The sequence below is a fragment of the Sorangium sp. So ce327 genome (genome assembly GCF_051530205.1).
Taxonomy (GTDB): domain Bacteria; phylum Myxococcota_A; class Polyangia; order Polyangiales; family Polyangiaceae; genus Sorangium; species Sorangium cellulosum_B.
The window spans coordinates 926,247-943,739 of sequence record NZ_CP150330.1; the positions used below are offsets into that span (position 1 = coordinate 926,247).

Consider the following 17,493-nt stretch of genomic DNA (forward strand, 5'->3'; position numbering starts at 1 on the left):
GGCGCTGGCCATGGGGCCGAATTAAGAGCCGCGCCGAATTTCTGACTGGGCGATCGCAAGAGTGCGCCGCCTGGCTGACGTTCGATGCGTGCCGCACGCCCTCCACGGGCACGCCCTCACGGGTGCGCGGCGGGGAGCCTTCTGTGATCAGCGAACTGTCCAAGCTGCGCAACATCGGGATCAGCGCCCACATTGATTCGGGCAAGACAACGCTGACCGAGCGCATCCTCTTTTACACCAAGCGGATCCACGCCATCCACGACGTCAAGGGCAAGGACGGCGTCGGCGCGAAGATGGACTCGATGGATCTCGAGCGCGAGCGCGGGATCACCATCCAGTCCGCGGCCACGCACTGCTTCTGGAACGGGCACCAGATCAACGTGATCGACACGCCCGGCCACGTGGACTTCACGATCGAGGTCGAGCGCGCGATGCGCGTGCTCGACGGCGCGATCCTGGTCCTCTGCGCCGTCGCCGGCGTGCAGAGCCAGTCGCTGACCGTCGACCGCCAGATGCGCCGCTACGGCGTCCCGCGCATCGCGTTCGTGAACAAGTGCGACCGCGCCGGCGCGAACCCGCTGCGGGTCCGCGCGCAGCTGCGCGAGAAGCTCAACCTGAACCCGGTGCTGCTGCAGCTGCCCATCGGGCTCGAGGACAAGTTCGAGGGGGTCGTCGACCTCATCGCGATGAAGTCCTACCGGTTCGAGGGGGCGAACGGCGAGAAGATCGTCGTCGGCGACATCCCGGCCGACATGGCCGACGAGGTGAAGACGGCGCGCGAGGAGATGCTCGACGCGCTCTCGATGTACTCCGACGAGCTCACGGAGGCGATCCTCGAGGAGCGCGTCACCGAGGAGCTCCTCCAGAAGGCGATCCGCGAGGCGACCGTGAAGCTCCAGATCGTCCCGGTGATGATGGGGTCGGCCTACAAGAACAAGGCGGTGCAGGTCCTGCTCGACGGCGTGACCCGCTACCTGCCGACGCCCGCCGACATCACGAACAAGGCCGTGGATCTCGACAAGGACGAGGCCGAGGTCGTCCTGTCGAGCGACTCGGAGAAGCCGCTCGTGATGCTCGCGTTCAAGCTCGAGGACGGGCGGTTCGGCCAGCTCACGTACCTGCGGGTCTACCAGGGCAACCTGGCCCGCGGCGGCGAGATCACGAACACCCGCACGGGCAAGCGCCACAAGGTCGGCCGGCTCGTCCGCATGCACGCGGACGAGATGGAGGACATCGACTCCGCGGGCGCGGGCGACATCGTCGCGATGTTCGGCATCGACTGCAACTCCGGCGACACCTTCACGGACGGGACCCTGAGCGTCGCGATGACGTCGATGCACGTGCCCGACCCCGTCATCTCGCTCACCGTGACGCCCAAGGACAACAAGGCCCAGGCGAACATGTCGAAGGCGCTGCGCCGCTTCACCAAGGAGGACCCGACCTTCCGCGTCGGGGCGGATCCGGAGAGCGGCGAGACGATCATCCAGGGCATGGGCGAGCTCCACCTGGACGTCTACATCGAGCGCATGAAGCGCGAGTACGCGGCCGAGGTGGTCACGAGCCCGCCGCGCGTCGCGTACCGCGAGACGATCACGCGCCGCGTCGACTTCAACTACACGCACAAGAAGCAGACCGGCGGCTCCGGTCAGTACGGCAAGGTCGGCGGCTTCATCGAGCCGTGGACGGAGGCGCCGTTCCGGTTCGACGATCAGGTCGTCGGCGGCGCGATCCCGCGCGAGTTCATCCCGGCGGTCGAGAAGGGCTTCGTGTCGATGCTCGCCAAGGGGCAGCTCATCGGCGCGCCCGTCACGGGCGTGTCGGTCACGCTGAACGACGGCGCGGCCCACGCGGTCGACTCGTCCGACATCGCCTTCCAGGAGGCCGCGCGCGGCGCCTGGCGCGAGACCTACCCGAAGGCGGGCCCGCAGATCCTGGAGCCGCTGATGAAGGTCGCCTGCGAGGGGCCGAGCGAGTACCAGGGCGGCATCGTCGGCATCCTCATGCAGCGGCGCGGCATCATCGTCGGTTCGACCGAGGCAGACGGCTTCTGCCGCGTCGAGGCCGAGGTGCCGCTCTCCGACATGTTCGGCTTCTCGACGGTCCTTCGCTCCGCCACCCAGGGCAAAGCCGAGTTCACGATGGAGTTCTCGCGCTATGCTCCTCTTCCGGCGGCGCTTGGTGAGGAGCTCATCAAGAAATACCGGGAAGAGCAGGCGAAGAAGGCCAAGTGAGGGGGTCGGCATGTACCGCAAAGAGGTAAACGAGCGGAGCCCCATGCGGGTCTTCGAGGGGTCGATGCACGGCGGGCTGGGTCGCGGCAACGTCGGCGTCATCGTCTCCCGGCCCGGCGTGGGCAAGACGGCGTTGCTCGTGCAGATCGCGCTCGACGATCTGCTGCGGGATCGCCGGGTGCTCCACATCTCGCACGAGAACGCGGTCGATCACGTCCGCGCGTACTACGACGAGATCTTCCACGATCTCGCGCAGTCGATGCGGCTCGAGGAGCCGGAGGCCGTCCGGCTCGAGGTCGAGCGGCACCGGCAGATCTACTCGCACCTCGGCCACGTGAAGGCGTCGGCCGACGCGCCGGAAGAGGCGGCGCGCCTGTGGGTCGAGAAGATGCTCGAGACGGTGGCGTTCGCGCGCGGCGTCGCCCACTTCGAGCCCGACGTGATCATCGTCGACGGCTTCGACGTGGCGGTCGCGTCGGACCAGGCGATGGAGGCGCTCGGGCGGCTCGCGAAGGAGCGCTCCGCCGAGGTCTGGGTCGCGGCCCAGGTCGACGAGGCGGGCCCTCCCGGCAAGCTGCCTGCCGCGCTCCAGAAGGTCGAGCGGCACCTCAACGTGGTCGTCTACCTGCAGCCGGAGCGCGACGTGGTTCGCCTGCGGCTGCTGAAGGACCACGGCAACAAGGATCTCGCCGATCTCCACCTGCGGCTCGATCCCCACTCGATGCGCGTCATCGACGAGGACGTGCGGCCCCCCTCGGAGCGGCCGAAGGACCCGCGGACCTTCCGCGTGCACTCGGGCGGCGCCAAGGGGGCCGAGGCCGAGTTCGGGGCGTGCGCCGAGCGGTACGGGGTGCAGGAGCTGAACTACAGCTTCGAGGGCCACCGGCTCCTCGAGCGCCAGCGCGGCGTGGTCGTGCTGGGGGACGACGAGCTGCGCAAGGGCGACTTCAGCCTCGTCTACGTGTCGCGGCGCCTCGGCCGCGTGCTGAGCGAGATCCCGCTGGTGCGCAACATCCTCCAGACGATCTGGCACCAGATCAACGCGGCCAGCCAGGTCTTCGTCGTGGGCACGCTCCAGGAGGACGGCACCGTGCGCGGCGGCACGGGCTGGGGCGCGGAGCTCGCGCGCCTCTGGAAGAAGCAGCTGTTCGTCTACGATCAGGAGAAGCGCGGCTGGTTCCGCTGGAGCGGCTCGGCCTGGGAGATGGCGCGGCAGCCGAGCATCACCTGCGAGAACTTCGCCGGCATCGGCACGCAGGATCTCAACGACGCCGGCCGCGACGCGATCCGCGACCTCTTCGCGCGCAGCTTCGGCGAGCCTGGCTGAGAGCCGATCGCAGGGGCGCCCTCCGCCGCGCACGCGGCCGCGGGGGCGCCTCGGTGCGGCGCGCAGCAGGCCGGCGCGAAGCGGGCCCGCTGCGCCGAGCCGCTCAGGCTGAGTGCTTCTGGATCAGCTGGGCGAGGCGCGGAACCGCCTCCTCGACGTTCTTCTTCGCTGAGCCGCGCAGCTTCTCGTAGGTGCCGCGCACCACGCCGCTCGACGACGACTTCGCCTTCTCGTCGGTGATGCTGAGGAGCGCGTCGGCGATCCGCGAGCGGTTCGACGTGAAGAAGGAGCTCGGGTTGCCGCTGCTCGTGGCCTCGGTCCAGATGGGATCGAGCTTCTTGGCGAACTCGGGCAGGAGCTTCTCGACCACCTGCTGGATGAAGCCGGGCTTGATGCCCTTCACGGCCGCGTAGCCGGCCTTGACCGCCAGGCCGGAGAGTCCGCTCTTCGAAGCCACCTCCTCGTCGACCAGCGTGCAACAGTCGGCGACGACCTTGGATTTCTTGTTCGCATCGAGCAGCGTTTCGCTGAGACCCATTCTCGAACTCCTCCGGGCGACTCGGAGGCCGGTCGCGGCCCCCAGACCCATGTCAGCGTGACCCCCGGCAGGGAGCGGCGACCACGTCGAGCGGACCGGTGGTCCGCTCCCGACCACATCGAAGCGCGGCTCTTACCACAGCGGCCCGAAGGCCGGCATCGCAAGCGCCCAGCCGGGAAACCTTCGGTCCAGGACGGCTCTCGGCCGGTGTCGACCGTCCGGGATGGCACTGCAACGCCGTCACGCGCTCGATTCTCGGAAATGCAGCGCGGAGACCGCATGCATGGCCGCCCCTCGCGCGCCATACTCAAGATGTAATTTGAATCACAATTTGGCGTGGCGGGCGCTCGGCGCTGTCGTGTCGCGAGGCCTGCGGGGGGCTCATGGACGTTACCTGCGAAATCTGCGGAATCGTCACCACGGTGTCGAGCGACGCGCGCGGCGGGGCTGCGCTCGAGTGCAGCGTCTGCGGCGGTGCGATGCTCCGTGCGCACGGGAGGGGTGCGGCAGCGCCCCCGGCGGGAGGCGCCGGCCGGCGATCGAGCCGGCCTCCTCCGCCGCTCCGGCGATCGATCGCGCCCTCGGTGCCACGGAGCGACGATGACCCGACGATCATGGATCTCCGGTCGCTCGCGCTGAAGTCGTTCATCGCGACGCTTCCCGCCGCGCCGCCGACGAGCGCGCCGGCGGCAGGCTCGGTCGCGCCGGGCAGCGGCCCGGTCGCTCCGGCGGCGGTGGGCCTGACGACGCCACAGGCGATCCGGGGCGCGGAGTCGACCGCGGCGACCGCCTCGAGCGCGTTCGCGGGCACGGCGCCGGTCGGGCTCGATGCGCCGAGCGTGAGCGACGTGATGCGCGTCCACGACGCGCTCGCGCCCGTCGCGGTGCCCTCGCTGGCGCGATCACGGGCCCGCGTGCGCATCCTCGCGGCGGCGACCGTGGCCGCCGCCCTGGTGATCGCTGTCGGGCTCACGCTGATCGTCGGCCGGATGTCGCGTGCGCCGAGGGATGACGTGCCGCCTGCAGCGCAGCGCGGCGTATCCCGGGCCGGGGAGATCGCGCGCGAGGTGCGCGTGCCGGTCGAGGCGCCCGGCCCCCGGAGGACGGCGCTGCGCGGGCTCGACGCGCGCGCGCGAGCGGCCGACGAGGACGAGGCCAGCGCCGCCGAGCCCGCCACGGCGCCGCAGCCGCGCGCCGCAGCGGAGGCGGGCGCGCGCGAGGCCTCCGGGGCGGGTGTGCGCCCGCCCGCCGCTTCGGGGGCCCGCGCCCGGCCTGAGCGTCAGCCGTCGCCTTCGCTCGCGTCCGAGGAGGTGTCGCGGCCTCAGGCGCCGATGTCGCTCACCGACGCGATGGCTGCAGCCGTCGCCGATCCTCCGGCGCCCGCCGCTGCGGAGACGCAGCGCCAGGCCGACACCAGCGAGGAATAAGCCCGCGCCGAGGGCGCGCGCGTACGGCCTGCGGCTCGTCGAGGCGCGCGGCGGGCCAACCCGTTGGTGCCCAAAATATTCCCGCGCCTGGATCGCGCGATGCATCGCGGCACTTTAACGGAATGCCTGTCCTCCGGGCGCGCCGGCTCGCCGGCGGGCGCTCAAAATGCTGCAACGCGCCTCCCGGCGTGGTAACGGCATGCCCATGACAAAACTGCCTGCGTTGATCCTCGTGGTCTCGGCGCCCCTTGCCGCCTTCGCGGCCGGCTGCGGCTCCGATCCGCAGCCGCCGGCCAATGTCGCCAGCGACGTCGCGCCCCCTCCGGTGGCGAAGACCGCCGCCCCGCCTGCCCCGAAGCAGGACACCGAGAAGCCGACGAGCGGCTCGATCCGCATCGACGACAAGATCCTCAAGGCCTGCGGCGATCTACCGACCGCCCGCTTCGCGTTCGACTCGACGTCCATCGAGGGCGAGGCGGCGGGCGCGCTCGACGCGCTCGCGCGCTGCTTCGTCTCGGGTCCCCTCAAGGGCAAGGGGATGAAGCTCATCGGCCACGCCGACCCCCGCGGGGAGACGGAGTACAACCTGGGCCTCGGCCAGAAGCGCGCCGGCAGCGTCGCGGAGTACCTCGGCAAGAAGGGCCTCGAGCAGGGCCGCATCGCGACCTCGTCGAAGGGCGAGTTCGAGGCGACCGGCACGGACGAAGAGGGCTGGGCGCGCGACCGGAAGGTCGACATCCTGCTCGCGGATTGAGCGCCGCGCGCCGCGTGCGGCGCCGGGCGAACTTGAAGAGGGCCACGGCCGCGCTTCCAGGCGAGAGAGGGCGCCGCGGCCGCAAACTCCACTGAACGGGGCCGCGCGCGCGGAACCCTGACGAGCCGACTCCCTGACCCGAAGAGATCGAAATGGCCTTCCTGCAGAGCGCCCCTGACCCGGCGACGACGGTCCCGATCAAGCTCGATCCCGTCTCCCTGGTCCTCCACGCCTCCGGTCCCGTCTTCCTGGTCGTGTGGCTGCTGATCTTCGCGGCCATCCTCGTCTGGGTGATCGCCGTCCTCAAGGTCCTCCAGCTCGCGCGGCTCGCCTCTCTGCAGGCGCGGTTCGAGCAGGAGTCGGCGCACGCCCACTCGCCGGATCAGCTGTTCGCGCTCGCGCAGCGGCACGCGGACGCGCCCGGCGCCCGCGTCGTGATGGAGCTTAGCCGCCGCGTCGGGACGAGCCGGCTCCTCGACTCGATCGCGAAGCGGGCGATCGTGACCGAGACGCAGCGGGCGAGCGCGCTCATGCCGACGCTCTCGTCGATCGCGGCGGCGTCGCCGTTCATCGGCCTGTTCGGCACGGTCTACGGGATCATGGACGCGTTCCTCCGCATCGGTCAGCAGAAGAGCGCGTCGCTGCCCGTGGTCGCCCCGGCCATCGGCGAGGCGCTCATCGCGACCGCGATCGGGCTGTTCGCCGCGATCCCGGCGGTCATCGCGTACAACGGGATCAACAAGCGCGTCGACGACCTGCTCGCCGCGCTCGAGGCCGCGAGCGAGGGCTGGGTGGAGATCGCGTCGCTCTCCGCGCGGGGGATGCAGGAGTCCATCCCGCTGGCGCTCCAGCGGTCGAGCGACCGGCCCACGCCGGTGATGCCGAAGGGCTGAGGGGCGGGGCGGATCATGGGCATGTCGGTCGGTGGAGGGCGCAGGCGGCGCGGCGGCGGCGGTTTCAGCGACATCAACGTCACGCCGCTCGTGGACGTGATGCTCGTGCTCCTCGTGGTCTTCATGGTCACGGCCCCGCTGCTCACGGCCGGGCTCCGGGTCGAGCTGCCCAACGTCTCCGCCGAGGAGGCGCCGACGAAGGACACGAAGCTCGTCGTGACCGTCACGAAGGAAGAGAAGATCCTCTTCGGCGAGGACGACGCGACCGCCGACATCGAGGGCGTGCTCGCCTCGAACGGGCGCGTGCAGAAGGAGAAGGAGCTCTACATCCGCGCCGACAAGGACGCCCGCTACGGCGCCGTGGCGCGCGTCGTCGCCGCCGCCCGGGCCGCGGGGGTCGAGGGCCTGAACCTCCTCGTCCAGCCGGAGATCGAGCCGGAGGGCGCGCCGCCGCCGCCCGGGGGAACGGCGCCGCGACCCGGGGGAGCCGCGCCGCGGCCCGGGGGATCGGCGCCGTGAGCACGGCTGCGGCGCGCGCGCCCGGACCGAGGACGCCGTCAGGGCAGCGCCGGCCTGCGAGCGACTTCCGCCCGCGGGACATCGCGCTCGCCGTCGCGGTGGCGATGGCCGTGCAGGCGGGGGCCGCCGTCGCGGTCAGCCTGGCCGACCTCACGGTGCCCGCGGCGGCGCCCGAGATCGAGAAGGGGCCGAGCGTCCCGGTGAAGGTCGTGCCGGTGCTCGACATGGACACGCCGCTGCTCAAGCTGGGCGGCACGCGCGACAAGATGAAGCTGCCCGACCGGTGGGTGCGCCAGACGCCCAAGCCGCGCGTCGAGCAGAAGGCCTTCGTGTCGCCGAGCGCGGGCAAGACCGAGGCGGACATCCCGCCCCCGGAGGTCAAGATCGCGGACGCGGGCACCGCGCCGCCGCCGCCCGACGCCGAGATCGCGAAGCAGGTCGACACCGAGCTCGATCCGAAGACCGACGCCGCCCCGGCCGCCAACGTGGACCAGGAGGGCCACGAGGACGGCGTGAAGGAGGGGACCGAGACCGATCCCCTCAAGGCGCGCGCTGTGGATCTGTACCTGGCCCGTATCGCGGGCTGGTTCTCGAGCAGGTTCCGCGTGAACGGCTCGGGGCTCCCGCCGGAGGAGCTCACGAAGCACAAGCCGCGCGCGGTCATCGTGCTGTCCGACGGGCAGATGGTGAGCTACACGCTGACGCCGAGCGGGAATCCCGCCTTCGACGCGGCCGCGCAGGCGACCCTCGAGGCGGCGAAGGGGCAGGCGCTGCCGCCGCCGCCCGAGAATTATCCCAACCTCGGGCAGAAGCAGGTCAGCGTCACGTTCGTCTGTAGAGAGACCACATGCGACTAGCTCGATACGCCCTCGGCGCCCTGGCGCTCGCCGCCGCCGCGCTCGCTGCTCCCCCTGCTCCTGCGCAGGCGCCGGCCTCCTCGGCGGCGCCGCCCAACCCGGACGAGCTGCTCGGCCACATCACGGTCGTGGCCGGCGCGACGCGTCCGCTCCCGAAGATCGGCGTCCTGCCGTCGCTCGTCTCGGACCCCGAGGACGTGACGATCCACAGCGTGGTCCGGCGCGACCTCGAGCTGTGCGGCGAGTTCGAGGTGCTGCCCGACAGCGCCGCGCCCGACGGCCTGTACCTCTCCGACAGCCCAGTGGACGTGAAGGCGTGGTCCGCGAAGGGGGTCGAGGCGGTCGTGAGCGTGAGCGGCAAGAAGGTCGCCGCTGACAAGGTCGAGCTCGTCGGCCAGGCGTTCCTGGTGAACCGCGGGCAGGCCCCGGTGTTCGACAAGAAGTTCATCGTGCCCCTCCGCGACGTGCGCTTCGAGTCGCACCGGGTGGCCGACCAGCTGATCGGCGCCCTCACCGGCCAGAACGGCGGTTTCGCCAGCCACATGACGTTCGCCTCGGGCTCGGGCGCGCTGCGGCGTGTCTTCACGATCGACGCCGACGGCCATGACGCCAGGGCCGTCTCGCCGCCCGACCAGACCGCCATCGCCCCTGCGTTCGGGAAGAACGAGCAGCTCCACTACGCGGCGAGCGTGAAGGGCGACGAGTACAAGGTCTTCACGCCCGCCGGCGGCCCGCTCGCGCTGCCCGTGAAGGGCTCTGTCTACGGGATCGCGTTCTCGAAGGATCGCGCCCAGGTCGCCCTCAGCATCGGGGTGGGGTCGACGATCAAGCTGTTCTCCGGGCCCGATCTCCAGAGCATCAAGCCGGCGTCCGAGGTGGGGATGGCGCTCCACCCGGTGTTCACGCCGACCGGCAAGCTCGCCTTCTCCGGCGAGGGCAGGTACGGACAGCGCATCTACGTCGGCGGCAAGGCGATCTCTCCGGACGGGCTCTTCGCCTCGGCGCCCACGTTCTGCAACCACCCCGACGGCGTGAAGGCCGTCTACGCCGTCGGCGTGGGAAAGAACACCGACCTCGTCGCCTCGGGGGAGACGGGCGGCGGCCTCGTGCGGTTGACCCAGAATCAGGGCAGGAACGGGTACCCGGCCTGCAGCCCCGACGGGCGGCTCGTGGCGTTCTTCTCCACGCGCACCTCCGGCGAGGGGCCAGGGCTCTACGTCATGCGCGTCGACGGGCAGCGCCCGAAGCGCATCTCGAACCTCCTCGGGGACTCGCTGCGCTGGGATCCCCTTCCGCCCGGCAAGGCCGTCGAAGCGAAGAACTGACGCGGGCGAGCCTCGGGGCACGGCCCGGACATCCGGCGTGTGTCCGAACGAGGGCCGCCCGCATCGTGGCTGAGCCAGGCGTTCTCTCCCCGACAACTTTTTACGTCCGGGCACGTCTAACGTGGGTAGTTCCTGCGCGCCCTCCCACACCCCTGCTGCGAGCGAAGGTGAAGGGAGACCGCTCGCAGCCCCGCTTCCTTGGCCCGCCGCGTCGGTCGCGGTTAGCCTCCGGACTGCTCAGGGGGAGAGTTGGCTGGAAAATTGCACCGAAACTGGGACGAACCGCCCTGGCCAGCCAGCCAAGAGGAAATGGAGAAGTGCATGGTGTCGAGCCGTATCTGGACCGCCATCGCGATCGTCTGGGCCTTCTGCGCCGGTGGCTGCAGCCAGGTGGCGGCGGTTCAGGAGGCGAGGATCAGCGAGCAGGGGGGGTTCAGGAACCCGGAGCACCGGCTCGCCGCGGCAGAGGACGGGGGTTACTGCAGCGCCGAGGTGCTGCGCTGGCAGTACGATGAGCCGGCGGCGACGCTCCGCCTTGCCGATGCCCGTTTGATGCTCGACTGCTGCGGGAAGCGCGCGATCCACGTCGAGAGGATCGACAGCCTCTTCGAGATCACCGAGCGGGACGCGCCGGACGGCGCCGGAGGTCGCTGCAGCGAGCAGTGCGCCTTCGATCTGTCCGTCGGCGTGCGCGACGTCCCGCGGGGCGAGGTCTACGTGAAGCTGCTGCGCGACGTCGTCGATCAGCAGGGCGGCCCGGCCGTGATCTGGAGCGGCTCCCTCGATCTGGGTGTCTCCGCCGGTGCGGTCGTCCTCGACGAAACCCCCGCGGAAGCCGGCTGCCAGGCGAAGGGCTCCCCGCGCCAGCGCAGCAAGACGGTCGCCGCGCGATGAGGCGCTGAACACACGCCCTCGGATCGCTCCGCAGCACCTCGCATCCGCGGTCGACAGGGGGGACCTCGCGAATGTGCCGCCGCGCATGGCAGCGCATGGCAGCGCGTCATGGGGTGGGATGGTGGAGGATGATGGAGGAGCTTGGTCGACCATGACGTTCATGGTCAGAGAATCGGGCTAACTCTGCCACTTTCGCCTGGACAAGGTTTCCAGAAACCCGTAGATCATACTCGAATGTGCGTGCAGCTGCTCCGGGGTGCGGCGCATGTGCGCACCTTATGTACGTTGGCTTGCAGCTGAATCCCTAGGCGCAAGTAGCGGATACGTGAAGCGCGTTTCTAGAGGCCCTGGTTCTTTGCCTTTTGGGCGTATTTTGACAGTGTCGCGGGACAGCCAAGGAAATCGGGGCATGAAGTACCTGGGGGTCTGTGGAGCGCTTGCAACGGTGGGGTCGCTGCTTGCTCTGAGCGCGTGCCTGGAGGCAGAGCCCGCGCAGGTGGGGCTCGTGAGCGAGGCCGGCGGGTTCGTGGAGCCGGAGCGGCGGCTCGCCTCCGAGGGGGAGGAGAGCTACTGCGGGGCCGAGGTCCTGCGCTGGCGCTACGACCCGTCGAGCGGCGCTCTGAAGATCGCGAACAGCCGGCTCTTGCTCAACTGTTGCGGCCAGCGCGCGATGCACGTCGACAGGATCGACAGCATCTACGAGATCACCGAGCGGGACGAGCCCGACGCGGCGAACCCGAGGTGTGATTCGGTCTGCGCGTTCGACTTCGCGGTGGCGATCCCCGAGGTCGCCCAGCGCAAGGTCTACGTGCGGCTGCTGCGCGACGTCGTCGACGCTCAGGGCAGCGCAGAGCTCGTCTGGCAGGGCGAGATCGACGTCCGGAAGTCGGCCGGCGAGGTGGTGCTCGATCGCGTCGCCGCTCCGGGCGAGGCCTGCAGCGGGCCGTCCCAGCAGCCGCTCACCGCCCAGCATCCGCTCGCCGTCCAGTAGCCGCTTGCTGCTCCGGCCTGGGAGCGGCCCCGTTGCGCAAGAGCGCTCGCTGGGTGCAGTGCTGCGTGGCGTGCTGCCGGCGCGGTGCGCCTGGTGATGGGCTCCGTGCCTTCGTGACGGAGCGCGCGCGCGAGCAACCGCCCGGTGGTCGAGCGACGGTCGAGCGACGACCCGGCGGTCTGCCTCAGTCGATCAGCGTGCGCGCGGGGCGGCCAGGCTCGCACTTGACGAGCGTGGCGGTCAGCTCGAGCGTCTCGGGGAGCGTGCCCTGCACCTGCGCGACGACCTGCTCGACCACGTGCTGGGCCTCGTCCAGGTTGGGACCCACGATGGAGACGACGAACGTGAGCGGGCCGGTGCGCCCGGCCGCGGCCGGCGTCAGGCTGAGCAGCAGCGTCTGGGTCAAATCGACGACCTGAAGCGCGGCCTTGCGCAGCGCGAGCATCTCGAGGATCGTCGGGCGCAAGCTCACGAGGCCGTTCTGGCCGCGGAGCTCGAAGCGCGCGATCTGCATCGGCACCTCGGCCCACTCGGCGAAGAAGCCGTCCTCGTCGATGGCCTTCATCAGGTACTCGCGCACGAGCAGCCCCGTGAGGCCGTCGCGCCGGGCGAGGTAACGCTTCGCCTTGTCGTGGTGCGGCGAGTCGGGCCCGAACGTGACCACCATGAGACGGCACTCGCCGAGCTGCACCTCGGCCCCATGGAGCAGCGAGACCTGCGCTTTGCGCTCGAAGGGGAAGTCCGCGTACGTGCCGTTCGTGCTGTTGAGATCCTCGACCAGCCAGGAGCCCGTCTGCCAGCGGAGGAGCGCGTGTGAACCGGAGACGGTCGCCTCGGCCAGGACGAGGTCCTGATCGCTGCGGCGGCCGATGGAGAGCACCGGCTTCTGCAGCGGGAACAGGGTGGTGACGCTGTCGGGCGCGTTCGTGGCGTACGTGATGAGCAGCGACTGCGCGCCGGGCGTGAACTGCGTCTTGATGGCCCGCCCAGGCGCGGGGCCGGGATCGATGCGCTCGCGCGGCAGCTGGATCGGCGCGGTCGTGGTCTGCGTCGGGTTGAAGAACCGCATGTGCCGCGCCTGCGGGCGCATCTGCGGATCCGGGTTCAGCGCGCGGAAGATCTGCCTGATCTCGTCGTTCGTCAGCGCGGCGGGCACGTCGAACGTGATCTGCTGCTTCATCGTCTTGAGCCGCGGCTTGTAGCCGGGCTCGGGGACGCGGCAGGTCCACATCTCCCAGAGCGTCAGCGCCGCCGCGTAAACGTCGTCCTCCGGGCTCGCGCCGCCGCTGCGCAGCCGCTCCGGCGACATGTAGTGAGGCGTCCCGCCGTCCGGAGGCGCCCCCGGCTTGCGCACGGCGGCGCGGGCGCGCTCCTTCGCGAAGCCGAAGTCGAGGATGACCGCCCGATCGTCGGCGACCATCACGTTCCCGGGCTTCAGATCGCCGTGCACGAGCCCCTGCTGGTGGATCGCGGCGAGCCCCGCGCAGACGTCGGTCGAGATCTTTCGGAACTCGTCGGCGCTGAACCCGCCCGACGTCTTGCGCTTGCGGATGTGGTTGTGGAGCGTCTGCCCGGGGATGTACTCCATCACGAGGATGGGGCCCCACGGGCTCGGGGCCAGGTCGTGCACGCGGCAGACGTTCGGGTGGCGGGCCTTCTGCGCGAGGATCACCTCCTGCCGCAGCGCCTCGTCGTCGCCGGGCATGGCGGAGGCCTCGGGCACCACTTTGAGCGCCACCTGTTGCTGGGTCAGGCGGTCGAAGGCCAAGAACACCTCCCCCATGCCGCCTTTGCCGATGCTCTTCAGGACCTCGTAGCGGTCGTTGATGACCGTTCCGACGTCGATGGGAGGGAGGGGATCTTTGGTCACGGCCACGGGCGCACGAAGGGTGAGGAAGAGCTCCGCGACGGCGCCGAAGGAGACGCGCCGGGACGCCGATACGGACTGCGCGCAGGGTCGTCCATTCGAGCGCCGGGCGCAACGAGTCGTTGCACAAGCGCTGCACGCGGCCCGTCCGGCGCCGCACCGGGCCGCCCCGCCGCTCCTTCGCAGAGCCGCCGGGCCGCCGTGCGGGGCCCGCGGCGCGGGGCCGCCGTGGTCGTCGCGGCCGTCGCGGCCGTCGCGCCCGTCCACAGACGCGCGCGGCGCGCCGCGCTGTTCAGGGGAACGGCCGCGCCGTGTGGGCGTGGTTCAGCGGCCCGTGGCCCTGGCCGAGCCCCGGCGCGGAGCGCATCGCCTCGCGGAGGTAGCGCCTCGCGCGCCCGATCGCCGGGACGAGGGCGAGACCCTGGGCGAGACCCGCGGCGATGGCCGAGGCGAGCGTGCAGCCCGTGCCGTGGGTCGCGCGCGTCTCGATGCGCGCGTCCTCGAACAGCTGCTCGCCCTCCGGCAGCCCGGCGCCGCCGGGCCCCGGCGCGACCCGGAGGACGTCGACGACCGTCGCGCCCGGGAGGTGGCCCCCCTTCAGCAGCACGGCGCGCGGACCCATGGCGAGCAGCCGCGCTGCGGCGCTGCGCATGGCGTCCACGCTGTCGATGACCACGCCGGTCAGCGCCTCGGCCTCGGGGATGTTCGGCGTGAGCAGCGCCGCGAGCGGCAGGAGCCGGGCGCGCAGGGCGCCCTCGGCGTCGGGCTTCAGCAGCCGGGCGCCGCCCTTGGCGACCATCACCGGGTCCACCACGAGCGGCGCGCCGCGGCCGAGGCGCTCGTAGACGCGCGCGACCTCGTCGATGACCTCGGCCGAGTGGAGCATCCCGGTCTTGATGGCGTCCGCGCCGATGTCGTCGAGCACGACCTCCATCTGGCGAGCGATGAAGTCGGGCGGCACCGGGAACACGGCGTCGACGCCGCGGGTGTTCTGGGCGGTGAGCGCGGTGATCGCCGTCGCGCCGAACGCGTCTAGCGCGGTGACCGCCTTGAGATCGGCCTGGATTCCTGCGCCGCCGCCCGAGTCGGAGCCGGCGACGATGAGGACGCGTCCTTTCATGGCGCGCTCCGGCGGCGGGCGGTCGCGGAGGCCGGTCGGCCCCCGCGCGGCAGGTGCGCTGGGAGAGCGGGGAGCGAGCTGCGAGAGGCGCGCATGGCGTGCGCGCAGGGTGTCCTGAAACGCAGCGAGTGGCGAGGGGTTCTTGCTGGCGGCGCGAGAGGGCCGCGGGCCGCCGGCCAGGGAGGTCGGGCCGGCGGCAGGTCGAGCGCTCTGCTCGCCGCCGCGAGCGCAGGCGCCCGCGCCGCGATCCCGGCCGCGCGTCAGAGGCCAGCGCGCACGATCTCACCCGACATCGGGCTCCCGGCCAAGCCGCGGTTGGACCAGTAGACGAAGCCGTTCCGGAGGCGGACGCTCGTCGGCCGCGCCTGGTTCGAGGCGATGACCCGGGGGCCGCCGCCGCAGCCGTCCAGCGGGCACATCTTGACGACGCCGTCTGCGCTCATGCCCGTGCCGAGAGCGGTCCAGTACACGCCTGTGGGGCCGACAGCCATGCTGGTCAACGACGGCTCGCCCTCGACGAAGGTCGTCGGGCTGCCGCCACACCCGGTCTTCTTGCACGCGAAAATGGTGCTCTTGGCCGCGTTCATCACGTAATGAATCCCGTCGTGGATTGCCATGACGACGCCGTGCTCGGCGTGGAGCTGGATCGCGCCGTCCGTAGTGCCGGGATCGCAGAAATAGACGCCTCCTGGATCGGTGGCGTGGGCCCAGTAGACGGTCGTCCCATCCATGACGAACGAACGGATCCCATCCGCGCTCACGCAGCGGATCCGCTCGCATTGGCCGTTATCGCACTCGAGGACATCGAACTTGTCCGAGATGCGCGCCACGCCGTCGTCGCTCACCTGGATTTGATTCAGGTTGCTCACGATGGACTCCAACACTTCCACCGGCGATTTGAAGACGCAGCCGGCCGCCGGGCACCGATAGTAGCGGCGCGACCCGCCATCGTTGGGGGAGCTCAGCCAGTGAACAAAATTCGGATCCACCCCGATGAGGTACGGAGTGGCGATGACGGCGGTCGTGGGAGGCCCGAGCCCCTCGGCGAGGACCACCGGAGCCGGGCAGCCTGCCAGGGGGCAACGCAGCAGCGTGGAAGTGGAGAGGATGAAGACGCTCTGGTCGTCGACCGCGATCGAGTACGGGTCGTCAAGGCCGGTGGCGACGACCTCCGGGGGCAATGGTTGCGTGTCCCCTCCGCCAGCTGCGCCCGTTCCTCCTCCCCCGCCTTCGCCGGCGCTCACGCCGCCCCCAGTCCCGCTGCCGGTCGGCGACGCGCCGCCGCTGCCGGTCGGCGATGCACCGCCGCTGCCGGTCGGCGACGCGCCGCCGCTCCCGCCGCCGCCGCTGTCGCCGAACGAGCGCTCCGCCGGTGAGCAGGCGACTGCCAGGAAGCCGGTCGGGAGGGCCGCCGCGCCGAGCATCACGAGCGATATCGTGAAGAGCCGTTGCTGCATCGGCGACGAGTATGCCACAGGGCGTGCCGAGCGAGGCGACCACGGCAGGGGGAGGTGCCTGACCGCGCTGGAGGCCTCTGCGTCAGTAATGCTTGTCGAGGACCGCGGGATCCTTCGTCGTCGCGAAGACCGTGTCGCAGCGCCGGCACCTGTACTTCACCTTCGTCGGCCGGGCCGAGATCCCGAACGCGAGCTGGATGTACCCGAGGACGCGGTACTCCGCCTCGGCGCTCACCATGTAATGATCGCGACCGTGGCCGCAGGGGCACTGGACCGGCTCGGGCGTCGTACGGTCGCGATAGGGCATCGACGGGCTCGTTGGCATGGACGTCAGCGTACTCTAGGGGGCCCGCGGCGGACGTCGAGGGGGCGGCGCCGTCACGCCGCCAGGACGGAGGCGACCGGGCGGCACGAGCAGGGGGGCGGCGCGCCGCGGCACGCGCTGCGTGCGGGTCCGTCCGACGGGCGCTTTGCGCCGCGCCGCGGGCCGAACTAGGAGACGCTTCCATGCGCCCCGCCCTGTACGCCGAGCGTCTGGTGAAGCGGTACGGCGGCGTCACGGCCGTGGACGGGGTCGATCTCGCCGTGTACGCCGGGGAGGTCGTCGGGCTGCTCGGGCCGAACGGCGCGGGCAAGACGACGACCTTGCGGATGCTCGCCGGCATCCTGTCGCCCGACCAGGGGCAGATCCTGGTCGGCGGCGTCGACCTGGCCGCGAGGCCGCTCGAGGCGAAGCAGCGCCTCGGCTTTCTCTCCGGGGACACGCAGCTCTACCAGCGGCTCACGCCCCGCGAGGTGCTCCGCTACTTCGGTCGGCTGTACGGCATGGAGGAGGCGGCGCTCTCGCGCCGGATCGACGCGCTCGTGGCCGACCTGGAGATGGACGCGTTCGCCTCGCGGCCGTGCGGCACGCTCTCCACGGGACAGAAGCAGCGCGCCAACATCGCGCGCGCGTTCCTCCACGAGCCGGAGGTGCTGATCCTCGACGAGCCGACGACCGCGCTCGACATCCTCAGCGGCCGCTTCATCGTCGCGTCGATCCGGCGCGAGCGCGCCGCGGGCAGGGCGATCCTCTTCTCGACGCACATCATGAGCGAGGCCGAGTACCTCTGCGACCGCATCGCCCTCATGCACGAGGGGCGCGTCGTCGACGCCGGCACCCTGCCCGAGCTCCTCGGGCGCTCCGGCACCACGAACCTGACCGACGCCTTCCTCCACCACGTGGAGCGGAGCCGCCCGGGCGCGGCGCGCGACACGCCCGAGCGCGCCGGCGCGCCCGCGCCAGGGGGCTGA

General features: G+C 71.1%; 16 protein-coding genes. 11 read left to right on the forward strand and 5 right to left on the reverse strand.

Features of this window, described 5'->3' with window-relative positions:
* Positions 1-143: 143 nt before the first annotated feature.
* Positions 144-2,231: an elongation factor G gene (gene fusA, locus WME95_RS03415; protein ID WP_437906980.1), complete on the forward strand. Its 2,088-nt coding sequence runs from the start codon at positions 144-146 to the stop codon at positions 2,229-2,231.
* A gap of 10 nt (positions 2,232-2,241) precedes the next feature.
* The gene (locus tag WME95_RS03420; RefSeq protein WP_437906981.1) at positions 2,242-3,558 is read left to right on the forward strand and encodes a hypothetical protein; all 1,317 of its coding nucleotides are present in this window, start codon (positions 2,242-2,244) and stop codon (positions 3,556-3,558) included.
* A gap of 103 nt (positions 3,559-3,661) precedes the next feature.
* On the opposite strand, the gene WME95_RS03425 is transcribed toward WME95_RS03420, so the two are convergent.
* Positions 3,662-4,096, reverse strand: a complete 435-nt coding sequence (locus tag WME95_RS03425) for a DUF6918 family protein (protein WP_437906982.1) — start codon at positions 4,094-4,096, stop codon at positions 3,662-3,664.
* 614 nt (positions 4,097-4,710) lie between these two features.
* Between WME95_RS03425 and WME95_RS03430 the strand changes: the two genes are divergently transcribed.
* The 8 genes from WME95_RS03430 to WME95_RS03465 all read left to right on the forward strand — a co-directional run bounded on the left by WME95_RS03430 (position 4,711) and on the right by WME95_RS03465 (position 11,756).
* Complete coding sequence (locus WME95_RS03430) at positions 4,711-5,523, forward strand: hypothetical protein (RefSeq protein WP_437906983.1); 813 nt, start codon at positions 4,711-4,713, stop codon at positions 5,521-5,523.
* A gap of 199 nt (positions 5,524-5,722) precedes the next feature.
* Positions 5,723-6,277, forward strand: a complete 555-nt coding sequence (locus WME95_RS03435; protein ID WP_437906984.1) for an OmpA family protein — start codon at positions 5,723-5,725, stop codon at positions 6,275-6,277.
* 152 nt (positions 6,278-6,429) lie between these two features.
* Positions 6,430-7,170 (forward strand): MotA/TolQ/ExbB proton channel family protein, encoded by a 741-nt coding sequence (locus WME95_RS03440; RefSeq protein WP_437549469.1) that lies wholly within the window; start codon positions 6,430-6,432, stop codon positions 7,168-7,170.
* 21 nt (positions 7,171-7,191) lie between these two features.
* On the forward strand, positions 7,192-7,689 hold the full coding sequence (locus tag WME95_RS03445) for a biopolymer transporter ExbD (RefSeq protein ID WP_437906985.1): 498 nt from the start codon (positions 7,192-7,194) through the stop codon (positions 7,687-7,689).
* A complete protein-coding gene (locus WME95_RS03450; protein WP_437549473.1) occupies positions 7,686-8,546 on the forward strand; it encodes a TonB C-terminal domain-containing protein in 861 nt (286 codons plus the stop codon). The genes WME95_RS03445 and WME95_RS03450 overlap by 4 nt, the downstream gene beginning before the upstream one ends.
* Positions 8,537-9,871: a tolB protein gene (locus tag WME95_RS03455; protein ID WP_437906986.1), complete on the forward strand. Its 1,335-nt coding sequence runs from the start codon at positions 8,537-8,539 to the stop codon at positions 9,869-9,871. The genes WME95_RS03450 and WME95_RS03455 overlap by 10 nt, the downstream gene beginning before the upstream one ends.
* A 321-nt stretch (positions 9,872-10,192) precedes the next feature.
* Positions 10,193-10,765: a hypothetical protein gene (locus WME95_RS03460; protein ID WP_437906987.1), complete on the forward strand. Its 573-nt coding sequence runs from the start codon at positions 10,193-10,195 to the stop codon at positions 10,763-10,765.
* Between the two features lie 409 nt (positions 10,766-11,174).
* A complete protein-coding gene (locus WME95_RS03465) occupies positions 11,175-11,756 on the forward strand; it encodes a hypothetical protein (protein WP_437906988.1) in 582 nt (193 codons plus the stop codon).
* A gap of 184 nt (positions 11,757-11,940) precedes the next feature.
* Here WME95_RS03465 and WME95_RS03470 read toward each other — a convergent pair whose 3' ends face one another.
* From WME95_RS03470 to WME95_RS03485, 4 genes are all read right to left on the reverse strand, one after another.
* Positions 11,941-13,626 carry a protein kinase domain-containing protein gene (locus WME95_RS03470; RefSeq protein ID WP_437549480.1) on the reverse strand — a complete coding sequence of 562 codons (1,686 nt, stop codon included), beginning with the start codon at positions 13,624-13,626 and terminating at the stop codon, positions 11,941-11,943.
* A 289-nt stretch (positions 13,627-13,915) separates the two neighbouring features.
* Complete coding sequence (gene thiD, locus WME95_RS03475; RefSeq protein ID WP_437906989.1) at positions 13,916-14,743, reverse strand: bifunctional hydroxymethylpyrimidine kinase/phosphomethylpyrimidine kinase; 828 nt, start codon at positions 14,741-14,743, stop codon at positions 13,916-13,918.
* Between the two features lie 260 nt (positions 14,744-15,003).
* The gene (locus tag WME95_RS03480; protein ID WP_437906990.1) at positions 15,004-16,200 is read right to left on the reverse strand and encodes a hypothetical protein; all 1,197 of its coding nucleotides are present in this window, start codon (positions 16,198-16,200) and stop codon (positions 15,004-15,006) included.
* A gap of 82 nt (positions 16,201-16,282) precedes the next feature.
* Positions 16,283-16,507, reverse strand: coding sequence for a hypothetical protein (locus WME95_RS03485; RefSeq protein ID WP_157907469.1), 225 nt, complete (start codon positions 16,505-16,507; stop codon positions 16,283-16,285).
* Positions 16,508-16,707: 200 nt separating this feature from the next.
* On the opposite strand from WME95_RS03485, the gene WME95_RS03490 reads away from it, so the two are divergent.
* Positions 16,708-17,493, forward strand: coding sequence for an ABC transporter ATP-binding protein (locus WME95_RS03490; protein ID WP_437906991.1), 786 nt, complete (start codon positions 16,708-16,710; stop codon positions 17,491-17,493).

Excerpts from the sequence above, each read along its gene's own strand:
- WME95_RS03425 (WP_437906982.1), bottom strand. The coding sequence starts at position 4,096 with ATGGGTCTCAGCGAAACGCTGCTCGATGCGAACAAGAAATCCAAGGTC.
- WME95_RS03460 (WP_437906987.1), top strand. The coding sequence starts at position 10,193 with ATGGTGTCGAGCCGTATCTGGACCGCCATCGCGATCGTCTGGGCCTTC.
- WME95_RS03455 (WP_437906986.1), top strand. The coding sequence starts at position 8,537 with ATGCGACTAGCTCGATACGCCCTCGGCGCCCTGGCGCTCGCCGCCGCC.
- WME95_RS03435 (WP_437906984.1), top strand. The coding sequence starts at position 5,723 with ATGCCCATGACAAAACTGCCTGCGTTGATCCTCGTGGTCTCGGCGCCC.
- WME95_RS03420 (WP_437906981.1), top strand. The coding sequence starts at position 2,242 with ATGTACCGCAAAGAGGTAAACGAGCGGAGCCCCATGCGGGTCTTCGAG.
- WME95_RS03430 (WP_437906983.1), top strand. The coding sequence starts at position 4,711 with ATGGATCTCCGGTCGCTCGCGCTGAAGTCGTTCATCGCGACGCTTCCC.
- thiD (WP_437906989.1), bottom strand. The coding sequence starts at position 14,743 with ATGAAAGGACGCGTCCTCATCGTCGCCGGCTCCGACTCGGGCGGCGGC.
- WME95_RS03480 (WP_437906990.1), bottom strand. The coding sequence starts at position 16,200 with ATGCAGCAACGGCTCTTCACGATATCGCTCGTGATGCTCGGCGCGGCG.
- WME95_RS03490 (WP_437906991.1), top strand. The coding sequence starts at position 16,708 with ATGCGCCCCGCCCTGTACGCCGAGCGTCTGGTGAAGCGGTACGGCGGC.
- WME95_RS03440 (WP_437549469.1), top strand. The coding sequence starts at position 6,430 with ATGGCCTTCCTGCAGAGCGCCCCTGACCCGGCGACGACGGTCCCGATC.
- WME95_RS03445 (WP_437906985.1), top strand. The coding sequence starts at position 7,192 with ATGTCGGTCGGTGGAGGGCGCAGGCGGCGCGGCGGCGGCGGTTTCAGC.
- WME95_RS03465 (WP_437906988.1), top strand. The coding sequence starts at position 11,175 with ATGAAGTACCTGGGGGTCTGTGGAGCGCTTGCAACGGTGGGGTCGCTG.
- WME95_RS03485 (WP_157907469.1), bottom strand. The coding sequence starts at position 16,507 with ATGCCCTATCGCGACCGTACGACGCCCGAGCCGGTCCAGTGCCCCTGC.